This window comes from Micromonospora sp. NPDC006766, from assembly GCF_040636055.1.
Classification (GTDB): domain Bacteria; phylum Actinomycetota; class Actinomycetes; order Mycobacteriales; family Micromonosporaceae; genus Micromonospora.
On the sequence record NZ_JBEYIX010000023.1, the window covers coordinates 17394 to 43617 of the forward strand.

The following is a 26224-nucleotide window of genomic DNA, read 5'->3' on the forward strand; positions in this document are numbered from 1 at the left end:
CCCCCCGGGGCGGGGGCGGGGCGGGGGCGGGGCGGGGCTCAGCCCAGGGTGCGGGTGACCGCGACGGGAAGGTGGTCGCTGGCCGTGGTACGCGGGGTGGCCACGTCGCCTGCGGTAAGCCCGGGCCGGTCGGGGACGTCACGGAGGTCTTGACCTCGTTGTGCGCGCGTCTTTACGGCCGTCGGGCTGGCGCGGATCGGGCGCGTCGGGCGGTCGAGGCCGCCACCACGCAGGACCCGCCGTCGTGACGGCGATGCAGGCGTACCGGTTCGCCCTGGACCTGACCCCGTCACAGGAGCGGGCGGTGCTGGCGCACGCGGGCGCGGCCAGGGTGGCGTACAACTGGGCCTTGGCCAGGGTGAAGGCGGCCGCCGCCGCGTAGTAGACGACCGTCGCGATGGCGAAGAGCAGCATCCCGCCGACGGCGGCGTAGCCACGCCGCGAGGAGGCGTTCTCGGTGCCGTTGCCGGCATCCGTGTCGGCGAGGGCGAGACAGCCGGCAAGGCCGCCGGCGACCAGCACGTACGCCGGTCTCAGCCAACCGGTCCGGCCGGCGGCGAAGAGCACCACCCCCGTCAGCAACGCGGCCGGCCAGAGCACCCGGGCGAGGTGCCTCGGCGGTCGGGTGAACGCCGCCAACAGGAACACTCCGACGGCGACTTCGGCGAAGGTCGAGACGTGTTCCGGCGGGAGGCCCAGCCCGGGAAAGTCGGACGGGTGAGCCCGAAGCCCGCGTGCTGTGGCCGTAGGACTCGGCGGCGTTCCACAGTGCCGGGGAGAGGGCCACCTGACCGGCCAGCAGCACCGCTGGGCCGGCCAGCAGCCAGGCCCGTGCGCCGCCTTGACCGTACGCCGCTGATGCGGCCCGGATCGCCGCCGTGCTGCGGGCCTGTGCGGCAAGGAACGCCCCGACCAACAGCGCGCTGAGCGGCCACGCCAGCCGACCGTCCCGCCAGACCAGGTCCGCCGTGCCGAGCAGGGCGTGACCGACCGCGTTGCCGGACCAGGCCCAGCACCAGTCCGCGCACCGGCCGCTCGGTGCGGGCGGCGGTGGCGGCGAGCCAGAGCAGGCCGGCGAGGAGCCCGGCGCAGGCCAACCAGAACTGGAGCCGACCGCCGGGCCCGGGGGTCAGGGCGAGCCGGGCCGCCGCCAGTACCCCGGCCGCCGCCAGACCAACCGGCCGGGGCCGAGCCGGCGTACGAACGGCGGAGCGGCGGGCGCGGCGAGGAACCAGGCGAGCGCGAAGGCGCCGAGGAGTTCGGCCGGGGTTCCGGCCGCCTGCCCGAAGATGGTGATGACCGAGGGCAGCCAGATTCGAAGGACGTCCAGCAGGATGACGACGCCGAGGGCGAGCGCGGCGGTGGGTAGCTGGCGGTGGCGCACGGCGCCTCTTCTCGTGGCCGACGGGGGTTTCGGCACGAGGATTCTGCGGGCACGCGCTACGGCGGGTCAACGCCCTACCCACAAAAAGGGGCGCCCACCCGGATGGTGGGCGCCCCTTTCGCCGGTGCGGTCAACGCCGCGTGGTGGCCTTCCGGGCCGGTGCCTTCTTCGCGGGCGCCTTCTTGGCGGCGGTGGTCTTCTTCGCCGCCGTGGTCTTCTTCGCCGCCGTGGTCTTCTTCGCCGACACCGTCTTCTTGGCGGCCGTGGTCTTCTTCGCCGCCGTGGCCTTCTTGGCGGCCGTGGTCTTCTTCGCCGCCGTGGCCTTCTTGGTCGGGGCGGCCTTCTTCGCCGCGGTGGTGGTCTTGGCGGCCTTCGCCGCGGTGGTCTTCTTGGCGGCGCCGGCCGCGGTGGTCTTCTTCGCCGCGCCGGCCGCCGTGGTCTTCTTCGCCGCGGCCGCCTTGGCCCCGGCCGCCTTCGTGCCGGCGGCGGCCTTGGCGGCGGCTGCGGTGATCTTCTTGGCGGCGGCAGTGTCCTTCGGCACCTTGCCGCTGGCCACCATCTCCTTGAAGCCAGCGCCCGGGCGGAAGGTCGGGACGGAGGTCTTCTTGACCTTCACCGCCTCGCCTGTCCGCGGGTTGCGCGCTGTTCGGGCACCCCGGACGCGCTTTTCGAACGCTCCGAATCCGGTGATCGCCACCTTCTCGCCCTTGGTGACCGCCGCCTGGACCTCAGCGAGGACCGCGTCGAGCGCGGCCGTCGCCGTCTTCCGGTCCCCCAGGCGAACGGCGAGCGCCTCGATGAGCTCGGCCTTGTTCACGACTTCCTCCCGATTGTGCAACTGACTCGACGCGAGCCATTCTGCGCGCACGGTATGCCCTGTGATGCCGGGATACAAACATTCGGTGGAAAAAAGGCGTTGTGTCGTAACGGAATCGCCCCCACCGGCCGGGCCGGTGGGGGCGAAAAGCTATCTGCGGTCAGGCGACCGACGGCAGAAACGCCGGCCGGGACAACTCGTACGCGCTGATCTCGGCCTCGTGCCGCAGGGTGAGTCCAATGTCATCCAAGCCCTCCATCAGCCGCCAACGGCTGTGGTCGTCCAGCGGGAAGGCCCAGGTGGCATCCCCGGCGTGGACCTGGCGGGCGGTGAGGTCGACCGTGATCGGGGTGGTCGGGTCGGATTCCACCAGATCCCAGAGCTCCTCCACGGCCTTCAATTCCAGCTCGACCGGAAGGAGTCCTTCCTTGAGCGCGTTGCCGCGGAAGATGTCGCCGAAGCGGGGCGAGATCACGGCCCGGAAGCCCCAGTCCCGCAGCGCCCAGACGGCGTGCTCACGGGAGGAACCCGTACCGAACTCGGGGCCGGCAAGGAGAATCGACGCTCCCGAAAAGGCGGGGTCGTTGAGGACGAATGACGGATCCTCCCGCCACGCGCTGAAGAGCCCGTCGGCGAAGCCGGTCCGGGTCACCCGCTTGAGGTACACGGCGGGAATGATCTGATCGGTGTCCACGTTGGATCGGCGCAGCGGCACGGCGGTGCCGGTGTGGGTGGTGAACTTGTCCATCTCTCGGCTGCCCTTCTACAGGTCGGCGGGGGCGGCCAGCCGGCCGACCACGGCGGTGGCGGCGGCGACCGGCGGGGACACCAGGTGGGTACGCCCGCCCCGGCCCTGGCGGCCCTCGAAGTTGCGGTTGGAGGTCGAGGCCGAGCGCTGGCCCGGCGACAGGGTGTCCGGGTTCATCCCGAGGCACATGGAGCAGCCGGCGAAGCGCCACTCGGCGCCGGCGTCGGTGAAGACCTTGTCCAGCCCCTCCGCCTCGGCCGCCTCGCGGACCGCGGCGGACCCGGGCACCACCAACATGCGTACGCCGTCGGCCACCCGGTTCCCCCGCAGCACGTCAGCGGCGGCGCGGAGGTCCTCCAGCCGGCCGTTGGTGCAGGAGCCGACGAAAACCACGTCGACGGCCAGGTCGCGCAGCGGGGTGCCGGGCCTGAGGTCCATGTATTCCAGCGCCCGGCGGGCGGCGGTCCGTTCCGGCTCGGTGCCGAACTCCTCCGGGTTCGGCACCGCCGAGCCCAACGGTGCGCCCTGACCGGGGTTGGTGCCCCAGGTGACGAACGGGGTGACCCGGCTGGCGTCCAGGGTCACCTCCGCGTCGAAGGTCGCCCCCTCGTCGGTGGGCAGCGTCTTCCAGTACGCCACGGCGGCGTCCCAGTCGGCCCCCTGCGGCGCGTTGGGCCGCCCCTTCAGGTACGCGAAGGTGGTCTCGTCCGGCGCGATCATGCCGGCCTTGGCGCCCCACTCGATGGACATGTTGGCGATCGTCATCCGGCCTTCCATGGAAAGGCCACGGATCGCCTCACCCCGGTACTCCACGATGTGGCCGCGTCCGCCGCCGGTGCCCACCTGCGCGATCAGCGCCAGCACCAGGTCCTTGGCGGTGACGCCCTGGGCGAGCCGGCCGGTGACGTTGACCGCCATTGTCTTCGGTCGGGCCTGCGGCAGCGTCTGGGTGGCCAGCACGTGCTCCACCTCGCTGGTGCCGATGCCGAAGGCGAGCGCACCGAACGCGCCGTGGGTGGCGGTGTGCGAATCGCCACACACGATCGTCATGCCCGGCTGACTGAGGCCCAACTGCGGGCCGATGACGTGCACGATGCCCTGGTTCTCGTCGCCCAGCGGGTGCAGCCGCAGGCCGAACTCGGCGCAGTTGCGGCGCAGCGTCTCGATCTGGGTGCGGGAGGTGGGGTCCGCGATGGTCAGCAGGTCGCCGCGTCGGGACCGGAACGCCGGGTCGTCGTACCCGGTCGGAGTGTTGTGATCCTCGGTCGCGATCGTCAGGTCGGTGCGCCGGACCCGGCGCCCGGCCAGGCGTAGCCCGTCGAACGCCTGCGGGCTGGTGACCTCGTGGAGCAGGTGCAGGTCGATGAAGAGCAGGTCCGGCTCGCCGGCGGCGGAGCGAACGACGTGCGCGTCCCAGACCTTCTCGGCCAGGGTCCTCGGTTGAGTGACTCCCACCATCTGGACATCCTAAATTCTGGGAGGTAAATTTCGGTTTGTGGGACACAGTATGAGCGGTGTTGGCGTTCTCGACAAGGCGGTGGTCATCCTGGCCGCCTGTGTCGACGGCGCCAGCCTGGCCGAGCTCGTTGAACGCACCAAGCTGCCGCGGGCCACCGCGCACCGGCTGGCACAGGCCTTGGAAATCCATCGGATGCTGGTCCGGGACACCCAGGGGCGCTGGCGCCCGGGCCCCCGGCTCGGCGAACTGGCCAACGCCGCGCCGGACGTGCTGCTGACCGCGGCCGAGCCGCTGCTCGCCGCGCTGCGCGACGCCACCGGCGAAAGCGCCCAGCTCTATCTACGCCGCGCCGACGAGCGCATCTGCGTGGCCGCCGCCGAGCGGGCCAGCGGCCTGCGGGACACCGTGCCGGTCGGTTCGGTGCTGCCCATGACGGCTGGTTCCGCGGCCCAGATCCTGCTCGCCTGGGAGCCGCCGGAGGCGGTCATGCCGCTGCTCCCCCGGTCGAAGTTCACCGGCCGCACCCTGGCCGAGGTGCGCCGCCGCGGCTGGGCGCAGAGCGTGGCCGAGCGCGAGGCCGGTGTGGCGAGCGTCTCAGCCCCGATCCGCGACCGCACCGGCCGGGTGATCGCGGCGATCAGCATCTCCGGCCCGATCGAACGCCTCGGTCGCCGCCCCGGCGAACGCCACGCCATGGCCGTAGTCCGCGCCGGCCAACGCCTCTCCGGCCTCTAACTCCGGCAACTCCGGCAACTCCGGCAACCGTGTCGATCATGGACTTGTGGCACCCGGTATGGCCTGTTCGCGGCTTATCTCCCGTGCCACAACTCCATGATCGTCGTGGGGGCGGGGGTGCGGGGGGGGGGGGAAGGGGAAGGGGAATGGCCCGGTCTCGTGGAGTGAGACCGGGCCATTCAGTGTGGTAGCCCCGACCGGATTCGAACCGGCGCTACCGCCTTGAGAGGGCGGCGTCCTGGGCCGCTAGACGACGGGGCCAGGCACTTTCCTGCTTCACCGCCCTGGCGAGCGGTGCGGGAAGTAGTCTAGCGGCACCGCCCGAGGCGCCCAACGGCGGGGGCGACGCCGACCGGGGCGCGGCGTTTTGCCGCACACCGCGTTGATCATGGTCGGCTTGTGCGTGATAACGGGCCGAAATACGAAACAGCCCGCCCCACCAAGTGAGACGGGCTGTTTGCGATGTAGCCCCGACCGGATTCGAACCGGCGCTACCGCCTTGAGAGGGCGGCGTCCTGGGCCGCTAGACGACGGGGCCAGAACCAGATGCTTCCCCGCCCGAAGGCGAGGAAGCTGCACTCTATCAGAGATCACCGGCCGCCCTCCGAGGAGGAACGGAGTGGAACTCCACCAGAATCCAGCGTCCGGGGTTCTTGCGAACCCGCGGCAGCGCTGGGGTACCAGGACTCGAACCTAGACTAACTGAACCAGAATCAGTCGGGCTGCCAATTACCCCATACCCCATTGGCCCCTTGCGGTGCCGGGAATGAACTTTACCCTCCCGGTGCCGGCAGGCCAAATCCAACCCCTCGGACCGCTCCTGACCAGCGGAAACGAGACGTCGGACGCATCAGGCGACCGGCACCACCGGGTTGGTGAGCTCGCCGATCCCCTCGATCCGCACGGTGACCGTATCCCCGTCGGTGAGCGGACTAACCCCGGCCGGAGTGCCGGTCAGCACCACGTCGCCCGGGAGCAGCGTCATCACGTGGGAGATGTACGACACCAGGGCCGGCACGTCGAAGACCATGTCCTTGGTCCGGCCGAGCTGGCGTACCTCCATCTCGTCCGGGTTGCGGCCCACCTCACACCGGATCTCCAGGTCGGCCACGTCCAGCCCGGTGGTGATCCACGGACCCAGTGGGCAGAACGAGTCGAAGCCCTTGGCGCGGGTCCACTGCCCGTCGGAGCGCTGCAAATCCCGAGCGGTGACATCGTTGGCGCAGGTGTAGCCGAAGATGGCCCGCTCGGCGGCAGCCCGGTCGGCGCGCCGCGCCCCCGGAGCGCCGATCACCACGGCCAGCTCCGCCTCGTGCTCCACCTGCTTGGAGAAGATCGGCAGACGGATCGCGTCCCGGGGGCCGATCACCGAGGTGGACGGTTTGAGGAATAGCAACGGTTCTTTGGGCACCTCGCTGCCGTGTTCGGCGGCGTGCTCGGCGTAGTTGCGGCCGACGCAGACCACCTTGCTCGGCAGGATCGGCGAGAGCAGCCGGACGTCGGAGAGCGCCCACCGGGCGCCGGAGAAGGTGACCTGACCGAACGGATGGCCCTCGATCTCGGCGATGGTCAGGCCCTGCGGCCCGGCCCCCGACTCGCCCTCGACGACCCCGAACGACATTCCCTTGGCATGAGCGAAACGAGCGATACGCACCCGGCCAATCTATCGCCGCCGCCAGCCCGACCACGCCGGACACGGGCATGCCACGTCGGCGTCGGCCTGTGGACGCGCCACAGTACGCCGCCCTACGCCGACCGGGGCGGGAATGCCGACTTCGTACCCGCACGGCGGGACGGGGACCATAGCTTCGGGTCCGGGAGGTTCGGCCGATGAGTGCAACGAAGCGACACCACAGGTCCCTGGCCGTGATTGTGAACTGCCTCGGGGTCATGGCCGCCGTACCGGCGCTGCCCGCCGCGGCGCCCCGGGCCGCGGCCGCACCCGCGCATCCGGCCCCAGTGGCGGCGCCGGCCGCCCCGGTGGGACAGGCCACACCCATCCAGACCGGCGCGCCGGCGGCCCCACCGGCGGTGCCGCCCGAGAAGCCGGCCCCGGTCCAGCCGTCGAACCCGCCGGTCACCGTGGCGATGACCGCGGCCAACACTCCGGCACCCGGCTATCAGATCCTGGTCCGCAACGGCGGGAACACCACGATCGAGGCGACCGTACGGCAGGAGCTGCCGGCCGGGTCGAAGGCGACCACGGTGACCGGCGGCGGCCGGGCCACCCCGGCGGCCGGCTCGTCCACCCCGGCTGAGGTGACCTGGCAGCTGAAGCTGCCGCCGCACAGCACCACCACCCTGAACACCGCCCTCAGCACGACCACGCCCGGACAGTCGGTGACCGCACCCGCCTGCGCGTACGGCGCCGACGGCACCCGCCCGTACGACTGCGCCACGGCGACCTGGGCCGCGACGGCGACACCCGGCACGCAGGTGGCGGCGGCACCACCGGTGTGGCGGCGACCGCCCGTCCTGTTGGCTGCGCTGGCGGCGCTTCTGGTCGTCACCTTCGGTGTGCTCGCCTGGTGGTGGAGCCGCCGCCGGCGCTCCGGGGCGGCGTCGGCCGGCACGGCGGTGACGGGCGCCGGCGCGCCGGCGTTCGCCGGCGGGCCGGCCGACCCGGCGCAACGCGGCACGGTCTATTCGCGCCCGGCGACGGCGGGACGGGCCGGGCGACGCACCCCACCGGTCTGGCTGATGACCGGCGCTGCCGCGGCGGTGCTGGCCGGCGTGGTCCTCGCGGCCACCTGGACGGCCACCCAGCGGGTCGCCGCGATCGACACCGGCAAGCAGCCGACCAGCGGCGCCTGGATGGGCCGGAGCGTGACCGGGGCGGTCGGCGTCCCACTGCGCGAGACCGCGTTCGAGTTCACGGTCTACCGGGTGGCCTGCGGCGTCGGCACGCTGCCCTCGACCTCGGCGGGCGGCCGGCAGTGCCTGGCCACGGTCGGGGTGCGCAACCTCACGTCGGGCGAGCAGACCTGGCACGGGCAGTTGCAACGGGCGTACCTGCCGAACGGCAACTGGGTCGCCGCCGACGAGGACGCCACCCGGGTCGCCAACCTCGGGCGGGACATCTTCGCCCAGCCGGTCGCCGCGGGCAGCCGGGTGCTCCTTCCGCTGGTCTTCACCGTGCACGGCAGCGACCAGCCCAAGCAGTTGGAGCTGCGCAGCGGCGTCTTCTCCGCCGGGGTCCGGGTGGACGTGCCCTGATCGGAGCGCGGGCGGCGGTCGTACCCTGGGGTGCGTGACCGCCGCCCTCGCCCCCGCCACCGCGCTCGACGCGGCCGACTGGCAGGCCCGTCGGCACGCCCACGAACAGCGGGTGGACGCCTGGCTGACGCCGCACCTGGCCCGCCGGCGCGGCGGTGTGAAGCACCCGGTCGAAGACTTCCTCTTCACCTACTACTCGCACCGTCCGGCGCAGCTGCGCCGCTGGCATCCGGGTGCCGGGGTGGTGCTGCGGGACGCGGACCCGGCCGAGTTCGGCCGGGACTACCGCGCCACCGCCGCCGGGCTCACCGTCGACACCGATGGGGTACGCGCACGGCGGGCCGAGTCGATCGACTGGATCCGTACGCTGCTCGCGGCGACCGCCGGCCGCCCGGCCCACCTCGGCTGTTTCGGGATGCACGAGTGGGCGATGGTCTACCGGCAGACCCAGGACGAGGTACGCCACAATGCCTGGCCGCTGCGGCTCGGCCCGGAGGCCACCGCCGCCGTCGTCGAGGAGCGGGGGGTACGGTGCAGCCACTTCGACGCGTTCCGTTTCTTCACCACGCCGGCCCGGCCGCTGAACGTGCTCACCCCGACCCGGGAGACTCAGCACGCGTTGGAGCAGCCGGGCTGTCTGCACGCCAATATGGACCTCTACAAGTGGGCGTACAAGTTGTCGCCTCTGGTGCCCTCGGAGCTCGTCGCCGACTGCTTCGAGCTGGCGAGGGAAATCCGGACCCTGGACATGCGGGCCTCGCCCTACGATTTGGCCGACTTGGGCTACCCGCCGGTGCGGGTGGAGACGCCGGATGGCCGGGCCGAATACGCCGCCGCCCAGCGCGGCTTCGCCGAGCGGGCCGCCAGCCTGCGAGCCCGGCTGCTCGCCGCCTCTTGATCAACTCCGTGTGCGGCATGCTGTGGCCACAGCCGGCGGCATGACCACCTGTTGCCGCACACGGAGTTGATCGCCCGAGCGAGATCAGCTCACAGCGCAGGTCACCGCGGGTACGGAGTTCGAGCCGGTGACGTCGGCCAGGAAGCCGAAGGCGGTCTGGGCGCCCGGGGCGAGCGCGCCGTTCCAGCTCACGTTCCGCGCGGTGACCTGGGCGCCGCTCTGGGTCAGGTCGGCGTTCCACGACTGGCTGATCCGTTGGCCGTTGGCGAAGGTGAAGCGGATCGTCCAGCCGGCGATCGGCGCGGCGCCGGTGTTGCGGACGTTCACCTCGCCCTGGAAGCCGCCCGGCCACTCGCCCACGATCCGGTAGTCGGCGGCGCAGCCCGTGCCGGGTGTCCTGGTCGGCGTTGACGTGGGCTTCGTGGTGGGCGTCGACGTGGGCGTGGGGCTGCCGGTGGGCGCAGTGGTGGGCGTGGGGGTCGTCCGACGCAGGGCCGCGGTGAGCGCCGGGTACCAGCGGTCGGACATCTTCTGGTCACCGGAGGCGCTCGGGTGCACCCCGTCGTACGTGTCGGTGGCGGTGTTGAAGCCGGTCCATTGGTCGACCACCACCACCGGCGAGGCGGCGGTGGTCTTCCCCGCCGCCCAGCCGTCGATCGTGGCGTTGAGCGCGACGGCCCGCTGGCCGCACTCCGGGCAACTGCTCGGCGCCATTGGAATGATCTTCGCGACGATGATCGTCATCGCCGGGTTGCTGGCCCGCATCTGGTCCACCAGCTTCGAGTACGCGGCCAGAATCGTGGCCGGCGCGATGTTGCTCCAGACGTCGTTGGTGCCGAAGTGCATCAGCACGATGTCCGGTCGGGTGGCGGCCAGCCACCCGGGCAGCAGATTCTGGTTGGCCACGTTGGTCACCAGGTAGCCGCCGTGTCCCTCGTTGTCCCCGTCGTACGGCACGCCACACCCCTGCGGGCCGAGGGTGCCGACGAAGTCGATGTCGGTGTAGCCGGTGGACTGGAGGCGGTTCCAGAGCACCGCCCGCCAGCAGCCCGGCGAGCCGGTGATCGAATCGCCGAGCGGCATGATGCGGACCGGGGTGGTGGCGGCGGTGGCCGGGGGCGCCGTCGAGATGACGGCCAGCCCGACGGCGAGGATGGGAAGGAGGGCGGCGACCGCGATCAGCGCGGCGCGCAGGGGTGCACGGAGCATGGCGACGGGACTCCTGTCACGTGACGTGGTGGTCGGTGACGGCCCTTGCTCCCGCACACATTGAAGCGGTTCGACGGCCCCTCGCTCAACCCCGGTCCCGCTGGCCGGACTCCGGGTGGCCCCGGTGCGCGGCCCACTCCGGCGCGAGGATCGACATGACGGTGGCGTCGACCCAGTGCTCGCCGTCGCGGAGCACCTGGCGCAGCGTTCCCTCGGCGACGAAGCCGACCTTCTCGTAAACCCGTCGGGCGCGCGGGTTGAAGGCGAACACCTCCAGGGAGATCCGGTGCAGGCCGAGCTGCTCGAAGCCGTACCCGACGATCAGCCGGACCGCCTCGGTGCCGAGCCCCCGGTCACGACCGGCCGGGCCGATCAGCGTGCGGAAGTTGCAGCTGCGGTTGTGGCCGTCCCACTCGTTGAGGACCACCTCGCCCACGCACGCCCCGGTCGCCCGGTCCACCACGGCCAGGTCGAGCCGGTCGGTCTGGCTGTTGCGGGTGCCGTACCAGGCCCGGAGCCGTCCCAGGTCGAACGTCTCGCCGGGCGGGCTGCCGGTGAACCGGGCCACCTCCGGATCGGTCATGGCGGCCTCGAAGGCGGCGACGTCGTCGTCGACGAACGGGCGCAGCACGACCCGGTCGCCGGTGAGGGTGGGCTTGACGGAGAAGTCGGCGGGCACGCGGCGAATTGTGGGCGACACGCCGGTGCGGCGACAAATCTTTTTCCGGACGGCCGGTCAGTCGCCGTCCACCCGCCGGTCGCGTTTGCGCTGGGACTGGCGTTTCTTCTCGGCCAGCCGGCGCTCCTTCGCCGCCCGGGACGGGCGGGTCGGGCGGCGGGGTTTCGGCGGCGGGGCGACCGCCTCCCGCAGCAGGGCGACCAGCCGGTCGCGGGCGGCTTCCCGGTTGGCCAGTTGCGCCCGGTGCTCGCTGGCGGCCACGGTCAGCACGCCGTCGACCAGCCGGCCGGCGAGCCGCTCCAGCGCGCGGGCGCGCAGCGGCTCGGGCACGCTCGGCGAACCGGCCAGGTCGAAGCTGAGTTCCACCCGGGAGTCGGCCGTGTTGACGCCCTGCCCGCCCGGCCCCGACGAGCGGGAAAACCGTTCCCGCAGCTCGGCTTCGGGCACCACGATCCGGTCGGTCACCCGCAGTCCGTCGTCCATCCGGTGAGGTTAACGCTCGCTCGGGTGACTCGGGGTGGGTGTCGAGGTCGGCGTGGGATCCGCCCGCTCGTGACCCGAGCCGACCGCCGCGTACGCGGCTGCCCCGCCGAGCAGCAGAGCGATCACGCCCACCTTGGTGATGACCGCGCGGGTCGCCAGCCAGGCGGTCCGTCGGGCGCCGGGAACGAGGTTCCGGGCACCGCGGTAGTCCTTCCAGCCGCGCTTCGCGCGAGCGTACGCCGCGCCGACGCCGGCGCCGATGACCAGGCCCACCACGAGGAGGGCCGCGATGACAGCTTGCTCCACCCATGCCAGTATCCACAATCAGCGTAATATTTCCATAGCCTGATACTCCCACGCCAAATATCCGACAGTTCACCCGATCCAGCTGGATGTTCCGATACGGCGGTGCAGAGCCAGGGCCGGGTCAGCCGCTCCGGCCGATGATCGTGTCGGCGGTCTGCTGCACCTGGTCGATCGGGATCGCGAACCCGATGCCGATCGAGCCGTTGCCGTCGATCGTGGCGATGGCCGTGTTCACGCCGACCACCTCGCCCCGCGCGTTGACCAGCGGGCCACCCGAGTTTCCCGGGTTGATCGACGCGTCGGTCTGCACGGCGGTGTGCCGGCCGTCGCCGATGCGGACCTGGCGGTTGAGCGCGCTGACGATACCGGCGGTCACCGTACCGGCCAGGCCGAGCGGAGAACCGACCGCGAGCACCGGCTCGCCGACCCGGGTGGAGTTGGGCTTGGCCAGCGGCAGCGGGTTCAGCCCGGCCGACGCGGGCACCTTGAGCACCGCCAGGTCGCTGCTCGGCTCCCGCCCGACCACCTCGGCGGCGAACCGGCGGCCGTCGGAGGTCTCCACAGTCACCGGACCGGAGCCACCCTTGGCCAAAATATGATCATTGGTGACGATGTGCTGCTCCCGGTCGAGGGCGAAACCCGACCCACTGGCCGACGACGCGGACGTACCACCGACCATCACCGAAACCACCCCGGGCACGGTCTTCTCGGCGGCCGTGACCAGCTCGGCCGGCACCGGCGCGGCGGAGGCCGCGGCGGGCCCGGCCGCGTCATGGCCGGCCACCCAACTGCCCGCCGCCGCCCCGGACAGCGTGGAGAGGGCCACCACCGCCAGCCCGCTGAGCAGCCGGCCACGCCAGCCCCGTCGCCCCGGGCCCCGCTCCGATCCGGGTGTCGCCCAGTACCCGCGCCCGTCCGGATCCAGCTCGGGCGAGACGAACCACGGGCCGCGCGGCTCGCCGAGTCCCGTCTGCACTGCCATACCTGGCTCCTCACGTGTCGTGTCGACATCCGGGTCGGTGGTGCGGATCAGGGCAACCGGGAGAACCACCGCAGGGATCCGGCAGCCGCGCCCATCGCGAAGACCAGTCCCAGGCCGATGAAACGGGCGGAAATGTCCTGCCGTTCCTTGCGGTAGCCGACCGACGTGCCAATGTCCTCGTAGACGGCGCGCAGCTCCGAGCTGCTAGTCGCCTCGTGGAAACGACCCCCGGTCTCCTCGGCCACCGCCTTGAGGGTCTGCCCGTCGACCGGCACCTGGATGGCCCGCCCGCCCCGGTCGACGAAGCCGGACGGGGTGCCGAACGAGATGGCGTGCACCGGTATCTTGGCCGCCGAAGCCTGTGCGGCGGCCTCCATCGGGTCCATCCCGGAGGTGTTCGCGCCGTCGGAGAGGATGATGATCCGGGCCGGCGGAGGGTCCTTGGCGGCCTTGGCGTCCAGGCTCTTCACCGCGCCCATACAGGTGCTGATCGCCTCCCCGATGGCGGTGCCCTGGACACCGGTGATCCCGTCGGCCAGCCGACCGATCCCCTCGTGCAGGGCATCCCGGTCGGTGCCCGGCGGAACCAGCACCGCCGCGCTGCCCGCAAAGGCGACCAGCCCGACGTTGAACTCCTTCGGCAGGCCGTCGGCGAACCGGCGGGCGGCCCGTTTGGCGGCGGTCATCCGGTCCGGCTCGACGTCGCTGGCGAGCATCGAGGTGGAAACGTCCACCGCCAACATCACGGTGGCCCGTTCCCGGGGCACCCGTACCTCGGCGGTGGGCCGGGCGAAACCGACCACCAGCAGCGCGAGCATGGCGAGGAAGAGGCCCGCCGGCACGTGGCGACGCCAGGCCGGTCGGCGCGGCGCGACCCGGTCCAGCAGGCGCAGGTTGGTGAACCGGAGCGCGTACCGGCTCTGCCGGCGCTGCATCCCCAGGTAACCCAGGACGAGGCCGGCGACGCCGAGCAGGAGCCAGAGCCGGGCGGGCGACTGCCAGTTCATGCGGCGCCTCCCCGGGCCGGGGCGGGCGCGGTGGCCAGCCGGCGCTGGTGGTGCACGTGCCGCACGATGTCGGCCGTCCAGTCCCGGTCGGTCCGCAGCGCCAGGTGGGTCGCCCCGGCCCGGCGCAGCGCCTGGCGTACCTGGTCGCGTTGGGCGACGGCAGCCTCGGCGTACCGCTCCCGCAACCTCCGGTCGCCGGTCCACACCTCGCGGCGCCGCCCGGTCTCCGGATCGACCAGGGTGACCAGGCCGACGTCCGGGAGTTCGAGCTCGCGCGGGTCGGTCACCTCCACCGCGAGCACCTGGTGCCGGGCGGCGAGCCGGCGCAACTCCACCTCCCAGGGCGGGGCGGCATCCGGATCGTCCGGCAGACCGTCCAGGAAATCGGAGACGACCACCACCAGACCGCGCCGGGTGGCGATCCGCGCGACGCCGGCCAGCCCGTGGACGAGGGTCGGCAGGTCCTCCGCGACGGCTTCCGGTCGCGGCGCGGCGTCGGACGCGCCGAATCGGGGTGCGCCGAGCAGGGCGCGCAGCAGCCCGAGCAGGTGGGTCCGCCCGCTGCGGGCCGGAAACCGGCGTACGCCGTCGGGTGCGAGCACCTGCGCGCCGAGGCGGTTGCCGACGCCCGCGGTGAGGAACCCGACCGCCGCCACGGCGGCCACCGCGAGTTCGCGTTTGTCCAGCGTGGCGGTGCCGTACTCCATGCTGGGGCTGGCATCGACGAGCAGCCAGGTGGTCAGCTCCCGGTCGGCGTCGACCTCGCGGACGTGCGGCACGGTGGTCCGGGCGGTGACCGCCCAGTCCATCCGGCGTACCTCGTCCTCGCCGGGGCGGTACTCCCGGCTGCCGGCCATCTCGCTGCCCGGTCCGGGCAGCAGGCCGCGGTACTGGCCGTGCAGCAGCCCGTTCAGGCGCCGGGTGACGGTCAGTTCGAGCCGGCGCAGTCGCTGGTCGGGGGCGAGGTCCGCCAGGCCGGGCCCGGGTGGGGTCGCGCTGGCCCGGCGCCTCATGCCGCCGCCAGGTCGGGCGCCGTCTCGGGACGACCGGCGACGACCCGGGGCGGCGGCACCGCCTCGACCAGTCGGCGTACCACCGCGTCGGCGGACACTCCGTCGGCCACCGCGTCGAAGGAGAGCACGAGGCGGTGGGACAGCACGTCCACTGCCAGGTCCCGGACGTCCTCCGGGAGCACGTGGTCCCGGCCCCGGATCAGCGCCTGCGCGCGGGCGGCGGCGACCAGGCCGAGGGTGGCTCGGGGGCTGGCCCCGTACGTCAGCAGCGGCGCGACGTCGGCCAGCCCGAACCGGCCGGGGTCCCGGCTGGCAAGGATGAGCCGGACGACGTACTCGGCGAGCGCGTGGTGAACGAAGACCTGGCTGGCGCGGCGCTGGAGTTCGCGCAGCCGGACCGGGTCGAGCACCGGCCGGGCGGTGGGCCGGTCGCAGCTCATGCGGTAGAGGATGTTCAGCTCGTCGGCGTCGCTCGGGTAGTCGACGACGACCTTCATCAGGAACCGGTCCCGCTGGGCCTCGGGAAGTTGGTAGACGCCCTCCGACTCGATCGGGTTCTGGGTGGCGAGCACCAGGAACGGCTCGGGGACCGGCCAACTCCGGCCGCCGATGGAGACCTGCCGTTCGGCCATCGCCTCCAGCAGCGCCGACTGCACCTTGGCCGGGGCCCGGTTGATCTCGTCGGCGAGCACCAGGTTGGCCATGATCGGGCCCAGCTCGACGTCGAACGTCTCGGTGGAGGCGCGGTAGATGCGGGTACCGACGATGTCCGAGGGGACCAGGTCGGGGGTGAATTGGATGCGGGAGAAGGTGCCGCCGACGACGGTGGCGAGGGTCTGCGCGGCGAGGGTCTTGGCCACTCCCGGCACGCCTTCCAGCAGGCAGTGCCCGTCGGCGACGAGGGCGGTGAGCAGGCGTTCGACGAGGCGGTCCTGCCCGACGATCACGCGCTTGACCTCGAAGAGGGTCTGTTCCAGCTCGACACCGCTGGCGTCGGCATCGGCGTCGGCCGGGCTGGGCACGCTGGTCAGGGTGTCCGAGATGTCCGTCACGGTGCTTGCTTCCCGTCCGGACGGTCGGACAAACGTCGGATTATCAGGCCCTGCCAGGCCGTTGCCGGGTCGGATCGGGACGACCCGCCCGGCCGGGCGCCAACGGCACGAGCGGGTGCGGGCGACGCATCCTGGCGCGGACAAGGCCGCCGGTCCGACGCGAGTACGGCGTGCTGGCCCCCGCCGGAGCGGAGGCCAGCACGGCGGGGCGGATCAGTTGGCGATGAGGATGTGGAACGGCCTGTCGGCGGCGCCGCCGGCGGAGTTGCGGGTCTGCACGAAGACCGCGTTGGGGATCAGGTAGCGGGGAGAGACGGAAACCTCGCCGCCCGGCGGGACGTTGTTCGGGTCGTTGGTGCCGATGGTGGCCTGGTACGACTTCAGGTGGACGTCGTAGTCGAGCGTCACCTGATACTGCCCCGCGGTCACCCCGCCGCCGCAGCAGGGGAACCTGAAGGCGCCGGTGACGTTGGCCGAGTGCTGCAACAGGGTGCCGTCGATGCTGACGACGGCCCAGGCCACCGTGCCGGCGGCGGGCGGCGCGGCGGCCACGCGGATCGCGGCCTTCGCGGCCTGGGACTGCGCGGCGGTCACCGGGGGCTGGTGGCCGGGCTGGACGGCCCCGACCGGCGCGTTCGCCGCTGGTTGGGCGGCGGCCGCGATGCCCCCGCCGGCCAGGGTGAGGGTCAGGACGCCGAGTGCTAGCACCGCCGCCTTGCGTCTGAGGAATGTGGCCATGACGGGTCTCCCTTTTGTGACCGTGCTGATCCGACCGGCCCACGATTCGCGGGTCGGTTAGCTGTCGTCGAGAAGCCGGGCGGAAAACGGCGGACCATCGGGATCCACTTCTCTCGCGCACCATCGGTGCACCCGGCCTGACCTGGGACTACTACCGAAGTTGGGACGTCGCAACCCAGGTTGGAAGGTAGCACCGTAAAAAGCAGGCGGTCAATAGCACTGATCTGCGTTTCGCCTGGTCAGGACCGTTTGAATAATTGCGAAAGACGAATCGGTGACCATTCACAAAAACCGTGGCGGGACATCCCGAAGGCCGCCGGACGGTACGGTGACGGCCGTGGTCACGACGACAGACGAAGGACGGACCGACATCCCGACCCGCTGGATCGCGGCGCTGGTGTGCTGGCTCGCCGTCGCGCCCGCGGCCGCCTGGGTGGTGCTCCGGTTGGCCTGGTCGGATCGGGGACCGATGGTGCAGGCGGTCGCCTTCACGCCGTACGCCGCCGCCGGTTCCCTGGTGCCGCCGGTGCTGGCGCTCGCCCTGCGGCGGCGCGGGGCGGCGGTCGTCGCGGCCGTCGCCGCGCTCATGCTGGTCGGTGCGGTGACGCCCCGGGCGGTCGCCTCCCGGCAGCCGGCGGCCGACGGGCCACCGCTGCGGCTGCTCACCGCCAACCTGCTCAAGGGCGGCGCCGACCCGGATCGACTGGTCGGCCTGGTTCGCGAGCGGCGGGTGGACGTGCTGGCCGTGCAGGAGTTCACCCCGGAGATCGCGGCCGAGCTGGACCGGCTCGGGCTGGCCACCCTGCTGCCCCACCGGATGCTCAACCCCGAGGTCGGCACCACCGGCTCGGGGCTGTACGCGCGCTTCCCGCTCAGCGAGGTCGGGTTCCGGCGCAACCAGGGCTTCGCCTTCACCCAGGCGTACGGGACGCTGGCGGTGCCGGGCGCGCCACCCGTGCGGGTGGAGTCGGCGCACCCGGCCGCCCCCTGGGCCGTCCACGTGGTGCCGGACTGGCGGACCGACCTACGCGGGCAGCCGGCGGCCACTCCTCGGGGGCGGCTGAGCATCCTGGCCGGGGACTTCAACGCCACCCTCGACCACGCCCCGCTGCGCGACCTGATCGCCACCGGATACGTCGACGCCGCCGACGCGGCCGGCGCCGGGCTCGCCGGCACCTGGGGCCCGTACGACGGCGACCGGATCCCGCCGGTCACCATCGACCATGTGCTGGCCGACCGGCGCATCGCGGTCCGCTCGGTGGCCGTGTACGCGTTGCCCGGCAGCGACCATCGGGCCGTCCTCGCCGAGCTGCGGCTGCCCGCCGGCTGACGTGTTAACAGGGGCCCCCTCCTCTACCGGAGGCGTTAACAGGGGGCCCCTCCTTAAACGTGGGTCCGGGCGAGGCCGTAGGTGAGGGCGTCTACTAGGGCGTGCCAGGACGCCTCGACCACGTTCGGGTGGACGCCGACCGTGGTCCAGTCGCGGCCCGCGCCGGCCGTCTCCAGCAGCACCCGGGTCACCGCGCCGGTGCCGCTGCTGCCCTCCAGGATGCGGACCTTGTAGTCGGCCAGCTCGAAATCGCGCAGCTGCGGGTAGTGCCGGGCCAGCCCCGCCCGCAGCGCCTCGTCCAGGGCGTTGACCGGGCCGTTCCCCTCGGCGGTGGCGATCACCCGCTCCCCGCGTACCCGGATCTTGACGGTGGCCTCGGAGACCACCGCGCCGTCCTCGCGGTGCTCGACAATCACCCGGTACGACTCCAACGCGAACGGCCGGGGCACGGCTCGACCTGGCAGCTCGGAGCGGACGAGCAGCTCGAACGAGGCGTCGGCGGCCTCGAACGACCAACCGCCGGCCTCCAGCTCCTTGACCCGCTTGGTGACCGTGGACAGGGTCTCCGGATGGCCGGACAGGTCCAGGCCCAGCTCGCGTGCCTTGAGCTCGACGCTGGCCCGCCCGGCCATCTCGGTCACCAGGATCCGCATGTCGTTGCCCACCACCGACGGGTCCACGTGGTTGTAGAGCAACGGGTCGACCTTGATCGCGCTCGCGTGCAGCCCCGCCTTGTGGGCGAAGGCCGCGGCCCCGACGTAGGCCTGGTGGGTGTCGGGGGCGATGTTGGCGATCTCGGCGATGGCATGCGAGACCCGCACCAGCTGTTCCAGGCAGCCCTCCGGCAGGACGGGCAGCCCGAGCTTGAGCTGGAGGTTGGCGACGATCGCGAAGAGGTCGGCGTTGCCGGGGCGTTCGCCGTACCCGTTGGCGGTGCCCTGGAAGTGCCGCACCCCGGCCTCGACGGCGGCGATGGTGTTGGCCACGGCACAGGAGGTGTCGTTCTGGGCGTGCATGCCGAGTAGTTCCGGGGCCACGCCGGTGCGCGCGGTGACGTCCGTGATGGCGGCGGTGACCTGGGACGGCAGCATCCCGCCGTTGGTGTCGCAGAGCACGAACCGCTCGGCGCCCGCGGCCAGCGCCGTCTCCAGCACCGAGGCGGTGTACGACGGGTCGTGCCGGTAGCCGTCGAAGAAGTGCTCCCCGTCGACGAAGACCCGCCGCCCCTGCGCCACCAGGTGCCGCACCGTGTCGTGGATCATCGCCAGGTTCTCCGCCGCGGTGGTGCGCAGCGCCCGCTCGACGTGCCGGATGTCCGCCTTGGCGACCAGCGCCACGGCCGGGGTCTCGGCGTCGAGCAGCCCGCGCACCTGTGGGTCGGTCTCGACCGCGACCCCGGCTCTACGGGTGGCCCCGAAGGCGACCAGGAGCGCGTGCTTGAGCTGCAGTTCGGTACGGGCTCGCCGGAAGAACTCGGTGTCCTTGGGAACGGCCCCCGGCCAGCCGCCCTCGATGAAGCCGACCCCGAGGTCGTCGAGCAGGCGGGCCACCGCCAGCTTGTCGACCACCGAGTAGCTGAGCCCCTCGCGCTGGGCGCCGTCGCGCAGCGTCGTGTCGTACACCTGGAAGGTCATGAGAGTCCTCTTCTCGAGCCGTGAGGGGAACAACAAAAAGACCCCCCGCGGATGCGGGAGGTCTGCGCGCTCGGCGAGAGGGAAGCCGGCGCGCTAGCTGCAAATGATCAGGGAGTTGCTGGTCACGATCCGTACTCTGCCACCCCGACCTCGGATATGGGAGGAGCAATCCACATGCCGGGACGATGACGGAGGGTGGCATTACCTGATCAAGGAACGGAGCCGGGGCAGAACGCGCCACTGGTGATCGACTTCACAAGTCATCCGGGCAGCGACAAGCGAAAACAAGGCTTCAGGTTAATCTGGAACCGATCCAGTTACCGGCCTCGCGCCGTTGACAAGCCGCTCTCAAGGAGGACCTGTGCTCACTGTCGGTGACCGCTTCCCCGAGTACGAACTCACCGCCTGCGTGTCGCTGGACGCCGAGAAGGCGTTCGAGACGATCGACCACAAGTCCCACCAGGGCAAGTGGCGGGTGGTCTTCTTCTGGCCGAAGGACTTCACCTTCATCTGCCCCACCGAGATCGCCGAGTTCGGCCGCCTCAACGGCGAGTTCGCCGACCGGGACGCCCAGGTCCTCGGCGTCTCCGTCGACAACGAGTTCGTCCACTACGCGTGGCGCAAGGACCACCCGGACCTGCGCGAGCTGCCCTTCCCGATGCTCAGCGACATCAAGCGTGAGCTGACCGCCGCCTGCGGCGTGCTCGGCGAGGACGGCGTCGCCCAGCGGGCCACCTTCATCGTCGACCCGAACAACGAGATCCAGTTCGCGATGGTGACCGCCGGCTCGGTCGGCCGGAACGTCTCCGAGGTGCTGCGGGTGCTGGACGCGCTGCAGACCGACGAGCTCTGCCCGTGCAACTGGAACAAGGGCGGCGCGACCCTGGACGCCACCACGCTGCTCGCCGGCACCGGGGCCTGACAATGGGCCTGGACGCGGTCAAGGCGGCGCTGCCCGAGTACGCCAAGGACATCAAGCTCAACCTCGGCTCCACCATCGCCACCTCGACGCTCAAGCCGGAGCAGGCCTGGGGCACCGCCCTGGCCTGCGCGGTGGCGGCCCGCAACCCGGTGGTGCTGAAGGAGATCGCCGCCGAGGCGGCCGGTCACCTCACGCCGGAGGCGGTCGAGGCGGCCAAGGGCGCGGCCACGATCATGGCGATGAACAACGTCTACTACCGGGCCAAGCACCTGATCGGCGACGAGCAGTACGCCTCGCTGCCGGCCCGGCTGCGGATGCAGATCATCGCCAGGCCGGGGGTGGAGAAGGGCGACTTCGAGCTCTGGTGCCTCGCCGTCTCGGCGATCACCGGCTGCGGTGTCTGCCTGGAGTCGCACGAGAAGACCCTGCGCGCCGCCGGGTTCAGCCGGGATCAGGTGCACGAGGGGCTGCGGATCGCGGCCGTCGTGCACGCCGCCGCGGTGGCCCTCGACGCGGAGGCCGCGCTGGCCTGAACCGCCGGTGTAGCGATCCCCACAACCGGGTACGAAGGGTCCGACAGGGCACATCCCCCGAAGAAGTCGAGAAAGGGAGTGGACGCGATGGAGCGGCTCGACCCTCGAACGACCCCCGGGACGCCCGCGGGGCGCTTCGACCCGTGGCGCTACCGGGACGATGCCGGGGTGACCGGCATCGACCTGGTCGGCTACAAGGTGGAGGCGAGCGACGGCGGTATCGGCAAGGTGGACCAGGCCAGCCACGAGGTGAACTCCAGCTATCTGGTGGTCGACACCGGGCCGTGGATCTTCGGCAAGAAGGTCATGCTGCCGGCCGGCACCGTCAACCGCGTCGACCACGACGAACGGACGGTCCACGTCGACCGGAGCAAGGACCAGATCAAGGCCGCGCCCGAGTACGACGTGTCCACCGACACGGATCCGGCGTACCGGGAGCGGCTCGGCGGGTACTACGACGACACCTACTCGTCGCTCCCGCCGGGCACCGCCTGGTAACGGAGGCACCTGCACCTGACGGCCGGCGGGGCACATCTGTGCCCCGCCGGCCGTTACCGTGTCAGAGGTGGACGCCACGGACACCCCTCACCGGAACCCCTTCCCCGCCCTGTTCAACTTCCGCGACGTCGGCGGCCTGACCGGCCACGACGGACGGAAGGTGTGCTGCAGCCGGCTCTACCGCTCCGACTCGCTGCACCGAATCGACGAGACCGACCGGGCGGCGTTCACCGCCCTCGGCATCCGCACCGTCATCGACCTGCGCCGTCCCAGCGAGGTGGCCCGCGACGGCCGGGTGCCGGCCTACGACGGCCTCACCTACCGGCACATCCACCCTGAGCACGAGAACTGGGCCGACATCCCGTACGACCCCGAGGAGAGCCTGGCGCGCTGGCTCGCCGACCGGTACGCGGCCCTGGCCCAGACGGGCACCACCGGACTGGCCGAGGCGGTCGGGCTGATCGCGGACAGCGCCAACGCGCCGGTGGTGGTGCACTGCGTCGCCGGCAAGGACCGCACCGGCATCGTCTGCGCGCTCACCCTCGCCGTGCTCGGCGTAGCCGACGAGGACATCGCCGCCGACTACGCGTTGAGCACCGAGCCGTCCGCACGGTTCAGCGCGTGGGTCGCGGCCACCAGCCCGGCGGACGGGAAACTGCCGCAGCCGTTCCTCGCCTCCCCCGCCGAGGCGATGGCGCTCTTCCTCACCGAACTGCGCGCGGGGCACGGCTCCGTGGAGGGCTATCTGCGCCACGCCGGCGTGACCGACGGGCAGTTGGCCGCACTTCGCGACCACCTCCTCGACTGAGCCGCCGAGACGCATGGGGTCCCGGTAACGTGATCTCATGCGCCGCCTGCAGCGGCTCGCCGAGCGGACCCCGGCGGGGCGGGAACGCTACATCGATCTGCTCCGCGCCCTGGCGATCATGACGGTGGTGCTCGGCCACTGGGCCATTGCCGTCATCGGCCACGACCCCGCCGGCCGTCCCACCGGCCACTCGGCGCTCGCCGACATGCCCTGGGCGTACCCGATCACCTGGGTGGTGCAGGTGATACCGGTCTTCTTCCTCGTCGGCGGCTTCGCCAACGCGGCGTCGCTGACCAGCCAGTTGCGGCACGGCGGAACCGTCACCGGGTGGCTGCTGGACCGCAGCGCACGCCTGGTCCCGCCCACCACGGTGTTGCTGGTGGTGCTCGCCGGCACCGCCCTGGCGGGCTGGCTGCACGGCACCGATCCGGTGGACATCCGGATCGTGGTCTGGTTCGCCACCATCCCACTGTGGTTCCTCGGCGCCTACCTCGTCGTGGTTCCGCTGGCCCCGGCGATGTACGCGCTGCACCGCCGGTTCGGCCTCACGGTGGCGGTGGCGCTGGTCCCGCTCGTGGCGCTCGGTGACGTGGCTCAGCTGACTGGGCGGGACATCCTGGCACAGGGGAACTACGTGCTGGGCTGGCTGGCTATCCACCAGCTCGGCTTCGCCTGGTACGACACCCGGCTCCGGCCCGACGACGCCCCACAGCGCCGGGGGCTGTGGACACGCCGGCTGCCGATGACCCGTCGAGCGGCCCTGGCGTTCCTCGGCGGCGGGCTCGCGGCGCTGGCGCTGCTGACCCTGCTCGGCCCGTACCCCGTGGCCATGCTCGCGGTGCCCGGTGAGCGGCTGAACAACTCCTCCCCACCCACCGTGGCGCTGCTCGCCGCCGCCACCGCCCAACTCGGGTTGATCCTGCTGCTGCGGGGCCGGGCGGAGCGGTGGCTGCGCCGGCGGCGCCCCTGGCAGGCGGTGGTCGCGGTCAACTCAGTCGTCCTCACCATGTTTCTCTGGCACCTGACCGCGGCCGTGCTGCTGATCGCTCTCCTGGACACGCTGCACCGGCTGCCCACCCCGCCGGTGGCCTCCCTCGCCTGGTTCGCCTGGCGGGTGCCCTGGCTGCTCACGCTCAGCGTGGTGCTGACCGGGCTGGTCGCGATCTTCGGACCGGTCGAGGCCCGGTCCGGCCACCGACGGCCGCGGCGCCGGCCCAGGGCACGCGGCTGGGGGCTCGCCCGCGCGCTGCCCATGACGTTCGCCGTCACCGGCTTCGGCCTGCTGGTGCTGGGCGTGACGATCAACGTCCGCACGCCGGAGTCGGCCCCCGAGCCGCTCGGCGTGCCGGTCCCGGCGCTCATCGCCTATCTGGCCGGGGCCGGCACGCTAAGGTTTCTCAGGTCTGGGTCGGGAAGCCGAGGTTAACCCGCCGACGTAGCTCAGAGCACCCGCTGCACCCAGCCATGCCGGTCCTCGGCCCGGCCGCGCTGGATGTCGACCAACTGCTGCCGCAGGGCCATCGTGGAGCGTCCCGGCTCGCCACCGCCGATGAGGAACTCCCCGTCGGGGAAGCGCACCCCGCCGATCGGGGTGACGACGGCGGCGGTGCCGCAGGCGAACACCTCACGCAGCCGGCCGCTGGCCGCGTCCGCCTGCCAGTCGGCGAGGCTGATCGGCCGCTCCGCCACCCGGTGCCCGGACTCGGCGGCCAGGGTGAGGATCGCGTCCCGGGTGATACCCGGCAGGATGGTCCCGGTCAGTGGCGGGGTGACCAGCGTGTTGTCGTCATAGACGAAGAACACGTTCATGCCGCCCAACTCGTCGACGAAGCGCCGTTCCACCGCGTCCAGGAAGACCACCTGGTCGCAGCCCGCCTCGATCGCCTCGGCCTGCGCGGCCAGCGAGGCGGCGTAGTTGCCGCCGCACTTCGCCGCGCCGGTGCCACCCGGCGCCGCCCGGGTGTAGTCCGGCGAGACCCAGACGGTGACCGGCTTGACCCCACCGGCGAAGTATGCGCCGGCAGGGGAGGCGATGACCGCGTAAAGGTATTCGTTGGCCGGCCGGACGCCGAGGAAGACCTCGCTGGCGAACATGAACGGCCGCAGGTAGAGACTGCTGTCCTCGGGCTGCGGGACCCAGTCCTGGTCGATCTCGACGAGCCGGCGCAGCGACTCGACGAACGTTTCCGGCGGCAGCTCGGGCATCGCCAGCCGCCGGGCGGACGCGTTGAAGCGGGCCGCGTTCGCCTCCGGGCGGAACAGCGTCACGCCCCCCTCCGCGGTCCGGTACGCCTTCAGCCCCTCGAAGATCTCCTGCGCGTAGTGCAGGACGGCGGCGGCCGGGTCCATCGGGATCGGCGCGCGTGCCTCCACCCGTGCGTCGTACCAGCCCTTGCCGTCGGCGTACCGGATCGTCACCATGTGGTCGGTGAACACGCGACCGAACCCGGGATTCGCCAGCAGGGCGGCCCGGTCGGCGGCGGATACCGGCGCGGGATTCGGACGGGTCTCGAAATCGAGCTTGTCACCACCGCTCATTCGCGCTGACCTCCCTGCGGGTCTTTACGGCACGCGTCATCGCACGCCGACGTCACTGGTGCCAGAAACTTACCCCGAACGGTCGTTCAGCGGGTAGCGCCATCCAACGCATCGGAACATCCGATGGTGCTGCGGCGTTTCGGCGTCGGCGGCGAGCCCGGTCAGGCTACGGCGTAGCCGGCGAGCCGGTCGCCGACCTCGTCGGTGCGCAGCGGCGCCCCCGGCGTACGGCCGGCCAGCTCGGTGGCGACGGCGGCGGTGACCCGGGCGGCGGCGTCGGCGTGGCCGAGCTGGTCGAGCAGGAGCGCGGCGGAGAGCACCGCGGCGACCGGATCGGCGACACCCCGACCGGCGATGTCCGGCGCGGAGCCGTGCACCGGCTCGAACATCGACGGGTAACGCCCCTCAGGGTTGATGCAGCCGCTGGCCGCCAACCCGATGCCACCGGTCACCGCGGCGGCGATGTCGGTGAGGATGTCGCCGAAGAGGTTGTCGGTGACCACCACGTCGTACCGCTGCGGCTGCGTGACCAGGAACATCGCGGCGGCGTCGACGTGCTGGTATTCGGTGGCCACGTCGGGGTGCTCGGCGGCGACGGCCTCGAAGGTGCGGGCCCAGAGCGAGCCGGCGTGGGTCAGCACGTTGGTCTTGTGCACCAGGGTGACCTTGCGCCGCTCGCGGCGGCCGGCCCGGGCGAAGGCGTCCCGGATGACCCGCTCCACGCCGTGCCGGGTGTTCAAGCTCTCCTCGGTGGCCACCTCGGCCGGCGTGTCCCGGTGCAGCGAGCCACCGGCGCCGGCGTACAGGCCCTCCGTCCCCTCGCGGACCACGACCAGGTCGACCTCGCCCGGCTTCACGGTGGCCAGCGGCCCGGACACCCCCGGCCAGAGGCGCGACGGACGCAGGTTCACGTACTGGTCGAACGCGAAGCGGAGCTTGAGCAGCAGACCGCGCTCCAGCACCCCCGGCGGCACCGTCGGGTCGCCGACCGCACCGAGCAGGATGGCGTCGTGCCCGGCCAGCTCGTCGAGGACCGAGTCGGGCAGCACCTCGCCGGTGCGGTGGTAGCGGGCCGCGCCGAGGTCGTACTCGGTGGCGGTCACGCCGGGCAGCACCGCGTCGATGACCTTGCGGGCCTGCTCGACCACCTCGGGTCCGATCCCGTCTCCGGCCACCACCGCGATCCGTGCCACCTGCGCTCCTCACCTCGTCGTTTCGCGCAACGGTACGCCGCC

The 26224-nt window shown here is 72.1% G+C and carries 27 protein-coding genes, 3 tRNA genes and 1 pseudogene; 11 read left to right on the forward strand and 20 right to left on the reverse strand.

Features of this window, described 5'->3' with window-relative positions; all coding sequences use genetic code 11:
- Positions 1-128 precede the first annotated feature (128 nt).
- Both ABZ671_RS19540 and ABZ671_RS19545 read left to right on the forward strand, forming a co-directional pair.
- Positions 129-248: pseudogene (locus ABZ671_RS19540) on the forward strand (IS607 family transposase); the annotation flags it as partial.
- Between the two features lie 5 nt (positions 249-253).
- Positions 254-382, forward strand: a complete 129-nt coding sequence (locus ABZ671_RS19545; RefSeq protein ID WP_357859844.1) for a helix-turn-helix domain-containing protein — start codon at positions 254-256, stop codon at positions 380-382.
- A 747-nt stretch (positions 383-1129) separates the two neighbouring features.
- Here ABZ671_RS19545 and ABZ671_RS19550 read toward each other — a convergent pair.
- The 4 genes from ABZ671_RS19550 to leuC all read right to left on the reverse strand — a co-directional run bounded on the left by ABZ671_RS19550 (position 1130) and on the right by leuC (position 4407).
- On the reverse strand, positions 1130-1384 hold the full coding sequence (locus ABZ671_RS19550) for a hypothetical protein (RefSeq protein WP_357859680.1): 255 nt from the start codon (positions 1382-1384) through the stop codon (positions 1130-1132).
- Positions 1385-1514: 130 nt separating this feature from the next.
- Entirely contained in the window at positions 1515-2201 is a 687-nt protein-coding gene (locus tag ABZ671_RS19555) for an HU family DNA-binding protein (protein ID WP_357859683.1), read from the reverse strand.
- Positions 2202-2361: 160 nt separating this feature from the next.
- Positions 2362-2949, reverse strand: a complete 588-nt coding sequence (gene leuD / locus ABZ671_RS19560) for a 3-isopropylmalate dehydratase small subunit (RefSeq protein WP_357859686.1) — start codon at positions 2947-2949, stop codon at positions 2362-2364.
- 15 nt (positions 2950-2964) lie between these two features.
- Complete coding sequence (gene leuC / locus ABZ671_RS19565; RefSeq protein ID WP_357859689.1) at positions 2965-4407, reverse strand: 3-isopropylmalate dehydratase large subunit; 1443 nt, start codon at positions 4405-4407, stop codon at positions 2965-2967.
- A 49-nt stretch (positions 4408-4456) separates the two neighbouring features.
- On the opposite strand from leuC, the gene ABZ671_RS19570 reads away from it, so the two are divergent.
- Positions 4457-5143: an IclR family transcriptional regulator gene (locus tag ABZ671_RS19570; RefSeq protein WP_013284529.1), complete on the forward strand. Its 687-nt coding sequence runs from the start codon at positions 4457-4459 to the stop codon at positions 5141-5143.
- A gap of 185 nt (positions 5144-5328) precedes the next feature.
- Here ABZ671_RS19570 and ABZ671_RS19575 read toward each other — a convergent pair.
- The 4 genes from ABZ671_RS19575 to ABZ671_RS19590 form a co-directional block, all read right to left on the reverse strand.
- A tRNA-Glu gene (locus ABZ671_RS19575) sits at positions 5329-5404 on the reverse strand.
- Between the two features lie 204 nt (positions 5405-5608).
- A tRNA-Glu gene (locus ABZ671_RS19580) sits at positions 5609-5681 on the reverse strand.
- A gap of 134 nt (positions 5682-5815) precedes the next feature.
- Positions 5816-5887, reverse strand: a tRNA-Gln gene (locus tag ABZ671_RS19585).
- Between the two features lie 106 nt (positions 5888-5993).
- A complete protein-coding gene (locus ABZ671_RS19590; RefSeq protein ID WP_357859691.1) occupies positions 5994-6797 on the reverse strand; it encodes a fumarylacetoacetate hydrolase family protein in 804 nt (267 codons plus the stop codon).
- A gap of 176 nt (positions 6798-6973) precedes the next feature.
- On the opposite strand from ABZ671_RS19590, the gene ABZ671_RS19595 reads away from it, so the two are divergent.
- Positions 6974-8359, forward strand: coding sequence for a hypothetical protein (locus ABZ671_RS19595; protein WP_357859694.1), 1386 nt, complete (start codon positions 6974-6976; stop codon positions 8357-8359).
- Between the two features lie 34 nt (positions 8360-8393).
- The gene (locus ABZ671_RS19600; protein ID WP_357859696.1) at positions 8394-9257 is read left to right on the forward strand and encodes a 3-methyladenine DNA glycosylase; all 864 of its coding nucleotides are present in this window, start codon (positions 8394-8396) and stop codon (positions 9255-9257) included.
- A gap of 84 nt (positions 9258-9341) precedes the next feature.
- On the opposite strand, the gene ABZ671_RS19605 is transcribed toward ABZ671_RS19600, so the two are convergent.
- The 9 genes from ABZ671_RS19605 to ABZ671_RS19645 all read right to left on the reverse strand — a co-directional run bounded on the left by ABZ671_RS19605 (position 9342) and on the right by ABZ671_RS19645 (position 16726).
- The gene (locus ABZ671_RS19605; protein ID WP_357859699.1) at positions 9342-10466 is read right to left on the reverse strand and encodes a cellulose binding domain-containing protein; all 1125 of its coding nucleotides are present in this window, start codon (positions 10464-10466) and stop codon (positions 9342-9344) included.
- 85 nt (positions 10467-10551) lie between these two features.
- Positions 10552-11145, reverse strand: coding sequence for a GNAT family protein (locus ABZ671_RS19610; RefSeq protein ID WP_357859702.1), 594 nt, complete (start codon positions 11143-11145; stop codon positions 10552-10554).
- Positions 11146-11202: 57 nt separating this feature from the next.
- On the reverse strand, positions 11203-11628 hold the full coding sequence (gene arfB / locus ABZ671_RS19615) for an alternative ribosome rescue aminoacyl-tRNA hydrolase ArfB (RefSeq protein ID WP_357859704.1): 426 nt from the start codon (positions 11626-11628) through the stop codon (positions 11203-11205).
- A 9-nt stretch (positions 11629-11637) separates the two neighbouring features.
- The gene (locus ABZ671_RS19620; protein ID WP_357859707.1) at positions 11638-11934 is read right to left on the reverse strand and encodes a hypothetical protein; all 297 of its coding nucleotides are present in this window, start codon (positions 11932-11934) and stop codon (positions 11638-11640) included.
- A 121-nt stretch (positions 11935-12055) separates the two neighbouring features.
- Positions 12056-12916 (reverse strand): trypsin-like peptidase domain-containing protein, encoded by an 861-nt coding sequence (locus ABZ671_RS19625; protein ID WP_357859711.1) that lies wholly within the window; start codon positions 12914-12916, stop codon positions 12056-12058.
- 47 nt (positions 12917-12963) lie between these two features.
- Positions 12964-13923: a VWA domain-containing protein gene (locus ABZ671_RS19630; protein WP_357859714.1), complete on the reverse strand. Its 960-nt coding sequence runs from the start codon at positions 13921-13923 to the stop codon at positions 12964-12966.
- Positions 13920-14936, reverse strand: a complete 1017-nt coding sequence (locus ABZ671_RS19635; protein ID WP_357859717.1) for a DUF58 domain-containing protein — start codon at positions 14934-14936, stop codon at positions 13920-13922. Before ABZ671_RS19635 ends, ABZ671_RS19630 begins: the two co-directional genes overlap by 4 nt.
- Positions 14933-15988: a MoxR family ATPase gene (locus ABZ671_RS19640; protein WP_357859719.1), complete on the reverse strand. Its 1056-nt coding sequence runs from the start codon at positions 15986-15988 to the stop codon at positions 14933-14935. The genes ABZ671_RS19635 and ABZ671_RS19640 overlap by 4 nt, the downstream gene beginning before the upstream one ends.
- Before the next feature lie 213 nt (positions 15989-16201).
- A complete protein-coding gene (locus ABZ671_RS19645; RefSeq protein WP_357859722.1) occupies positions 16202-16726 on the reverse strand; it encodes a hypothetical protein in 525 nt (174 codons plus the stop codon).
- A gap of 394 nt (positions 16727-17120) precedes the next feature.
- Between ABZ671_RS19645 and ABZ671_RS19650 the strand changes: the two genes are divergently transcribed.
- Complete coding sequence (locus tag ABZ671_RS19650) at positions 17121-18056, forward strand: endonuclease/exonuclease/phosphatase family protein (RefSeq protein WP_357859846.1); 936 nt, start codon at positions 17121-17123, stop codon at positions 18054-18056.
- A 53-nt stretch (positions 18057-18109) separates the two neighbouring features.
- Here ABZ671_RS19650 and cimA read toward each other — a convergent pair whose 3' ends face one another.
- Positions 18110-19690 (reverse strand): citramalate synthase, encoded by a 1581-nt coding sequence (gene cimA, locus ABZ671_RS19655; protein ID WP_357859725.1) that lies wholly within the window; start codon positions 19688-19690, stop codon positions 18110-18112.
- Between the two features lie 361 nt (positions 19691-20051).
- On the opposite strand from cimA, the gene ABZ671_RS19660 reads away from it, so the two are divergent.
- The 5 genes from ABZ671_RS19660 to ABZ671_RS19680 all read left to right on the forward strand — a co-directional run bounded on the left by ABZ671_RS19660 (position 20052) and on the right by ABZ671_RS19680 (position 23877).
- Entirely contained in the window at positions 20052-20612 is a 561-nt protein-coding gene (locus ABZ671_RS19660; RefSeq protein WP_357859728.1) for a peroxiredoxin, read from the forward strand.
- 2 nt (positions 20613-20614) lie between these two features.
- Positions 20615-21145: a carboxymuconolactone decarboxylase family protein gene (locus tag ABZ671_RS19665; RefSeq protein ID WP_357859731.1), complete on the forward strand. Its 531-nt coding sequence runs from the start codon at positions 20615-20617 to the stop codon at positions 21143-21145.
- Between the two features lie 87 nt (positions 21146-21232).
- Positions 21233-21643 carry a PRC-barrel domain-containing protein gene (locus ABZ671_RS19670; protein ID WP_357859734.1) on the forward strand — a complete coding sequence of 137 codons (411 nt, stop codon included), beginning with the start codon at positions 21233-21235 and terminating at the stop codon, positions 21641-21643.
- Positions 21644-21701: 58 nt separating this feature from the next.
- Positions 21702-22451 (forward strand): tyrosine-protein phosphatase, encoded by a 750-nt coding sequence (locus ABZ671_RS19675; RefSeq protein ID WP_357859737.1) that lies wholly within the window; start codon positions 21702-21704, stop codon positions 22449-22451.
- Positions 22452-22488: 37 nt separating this feature from the next.
- Positions 22489-23877 carry an acyltransferase gene (locus tag ABZ671_RS19680; RefSeq protein ID WP_357859740.1) on the forward strand — a complete coding sequence of 463 codons (1389 nt, stop codon included), beginning with the start codon at positions 22489-22491 and terminating at the stop codon, positions 23875-23877.
- A gap of 14 nt (positions 23878-23891) precedes the next feature.
- Here ABZ671_RS19680 and ABZ671_RS19685 read toward each other — a convergent pair whose 3' ends face one another.
- Positions 23892-24989: a branched-chain amino acid aminotransferase gene (locus ABZ671_RS19685; RefSeq protein ID WP_357859743.1), complete on the reverse strand. Its 1098-nt coding sequence runs from the start codon at positions 24987-24989 to the stop codon at positions 23892-23894.
- A 161-nt stretch (positions 24990-25150) separates the two neighbouring features.
- Positions 25151-26182, reverse strand: a complete 1032-nt coding sequence (locus tag ABZ671_RS19690) for a 3-isopropylmalate dehydrogenase (RefSeq protein ID WP_357859746.1) — start codon at positions 26180-26182, stop codon at positions 25151-25153.
- Between the last annotated feature and the right edge of the window lie 42 nt (positions 26183-26224).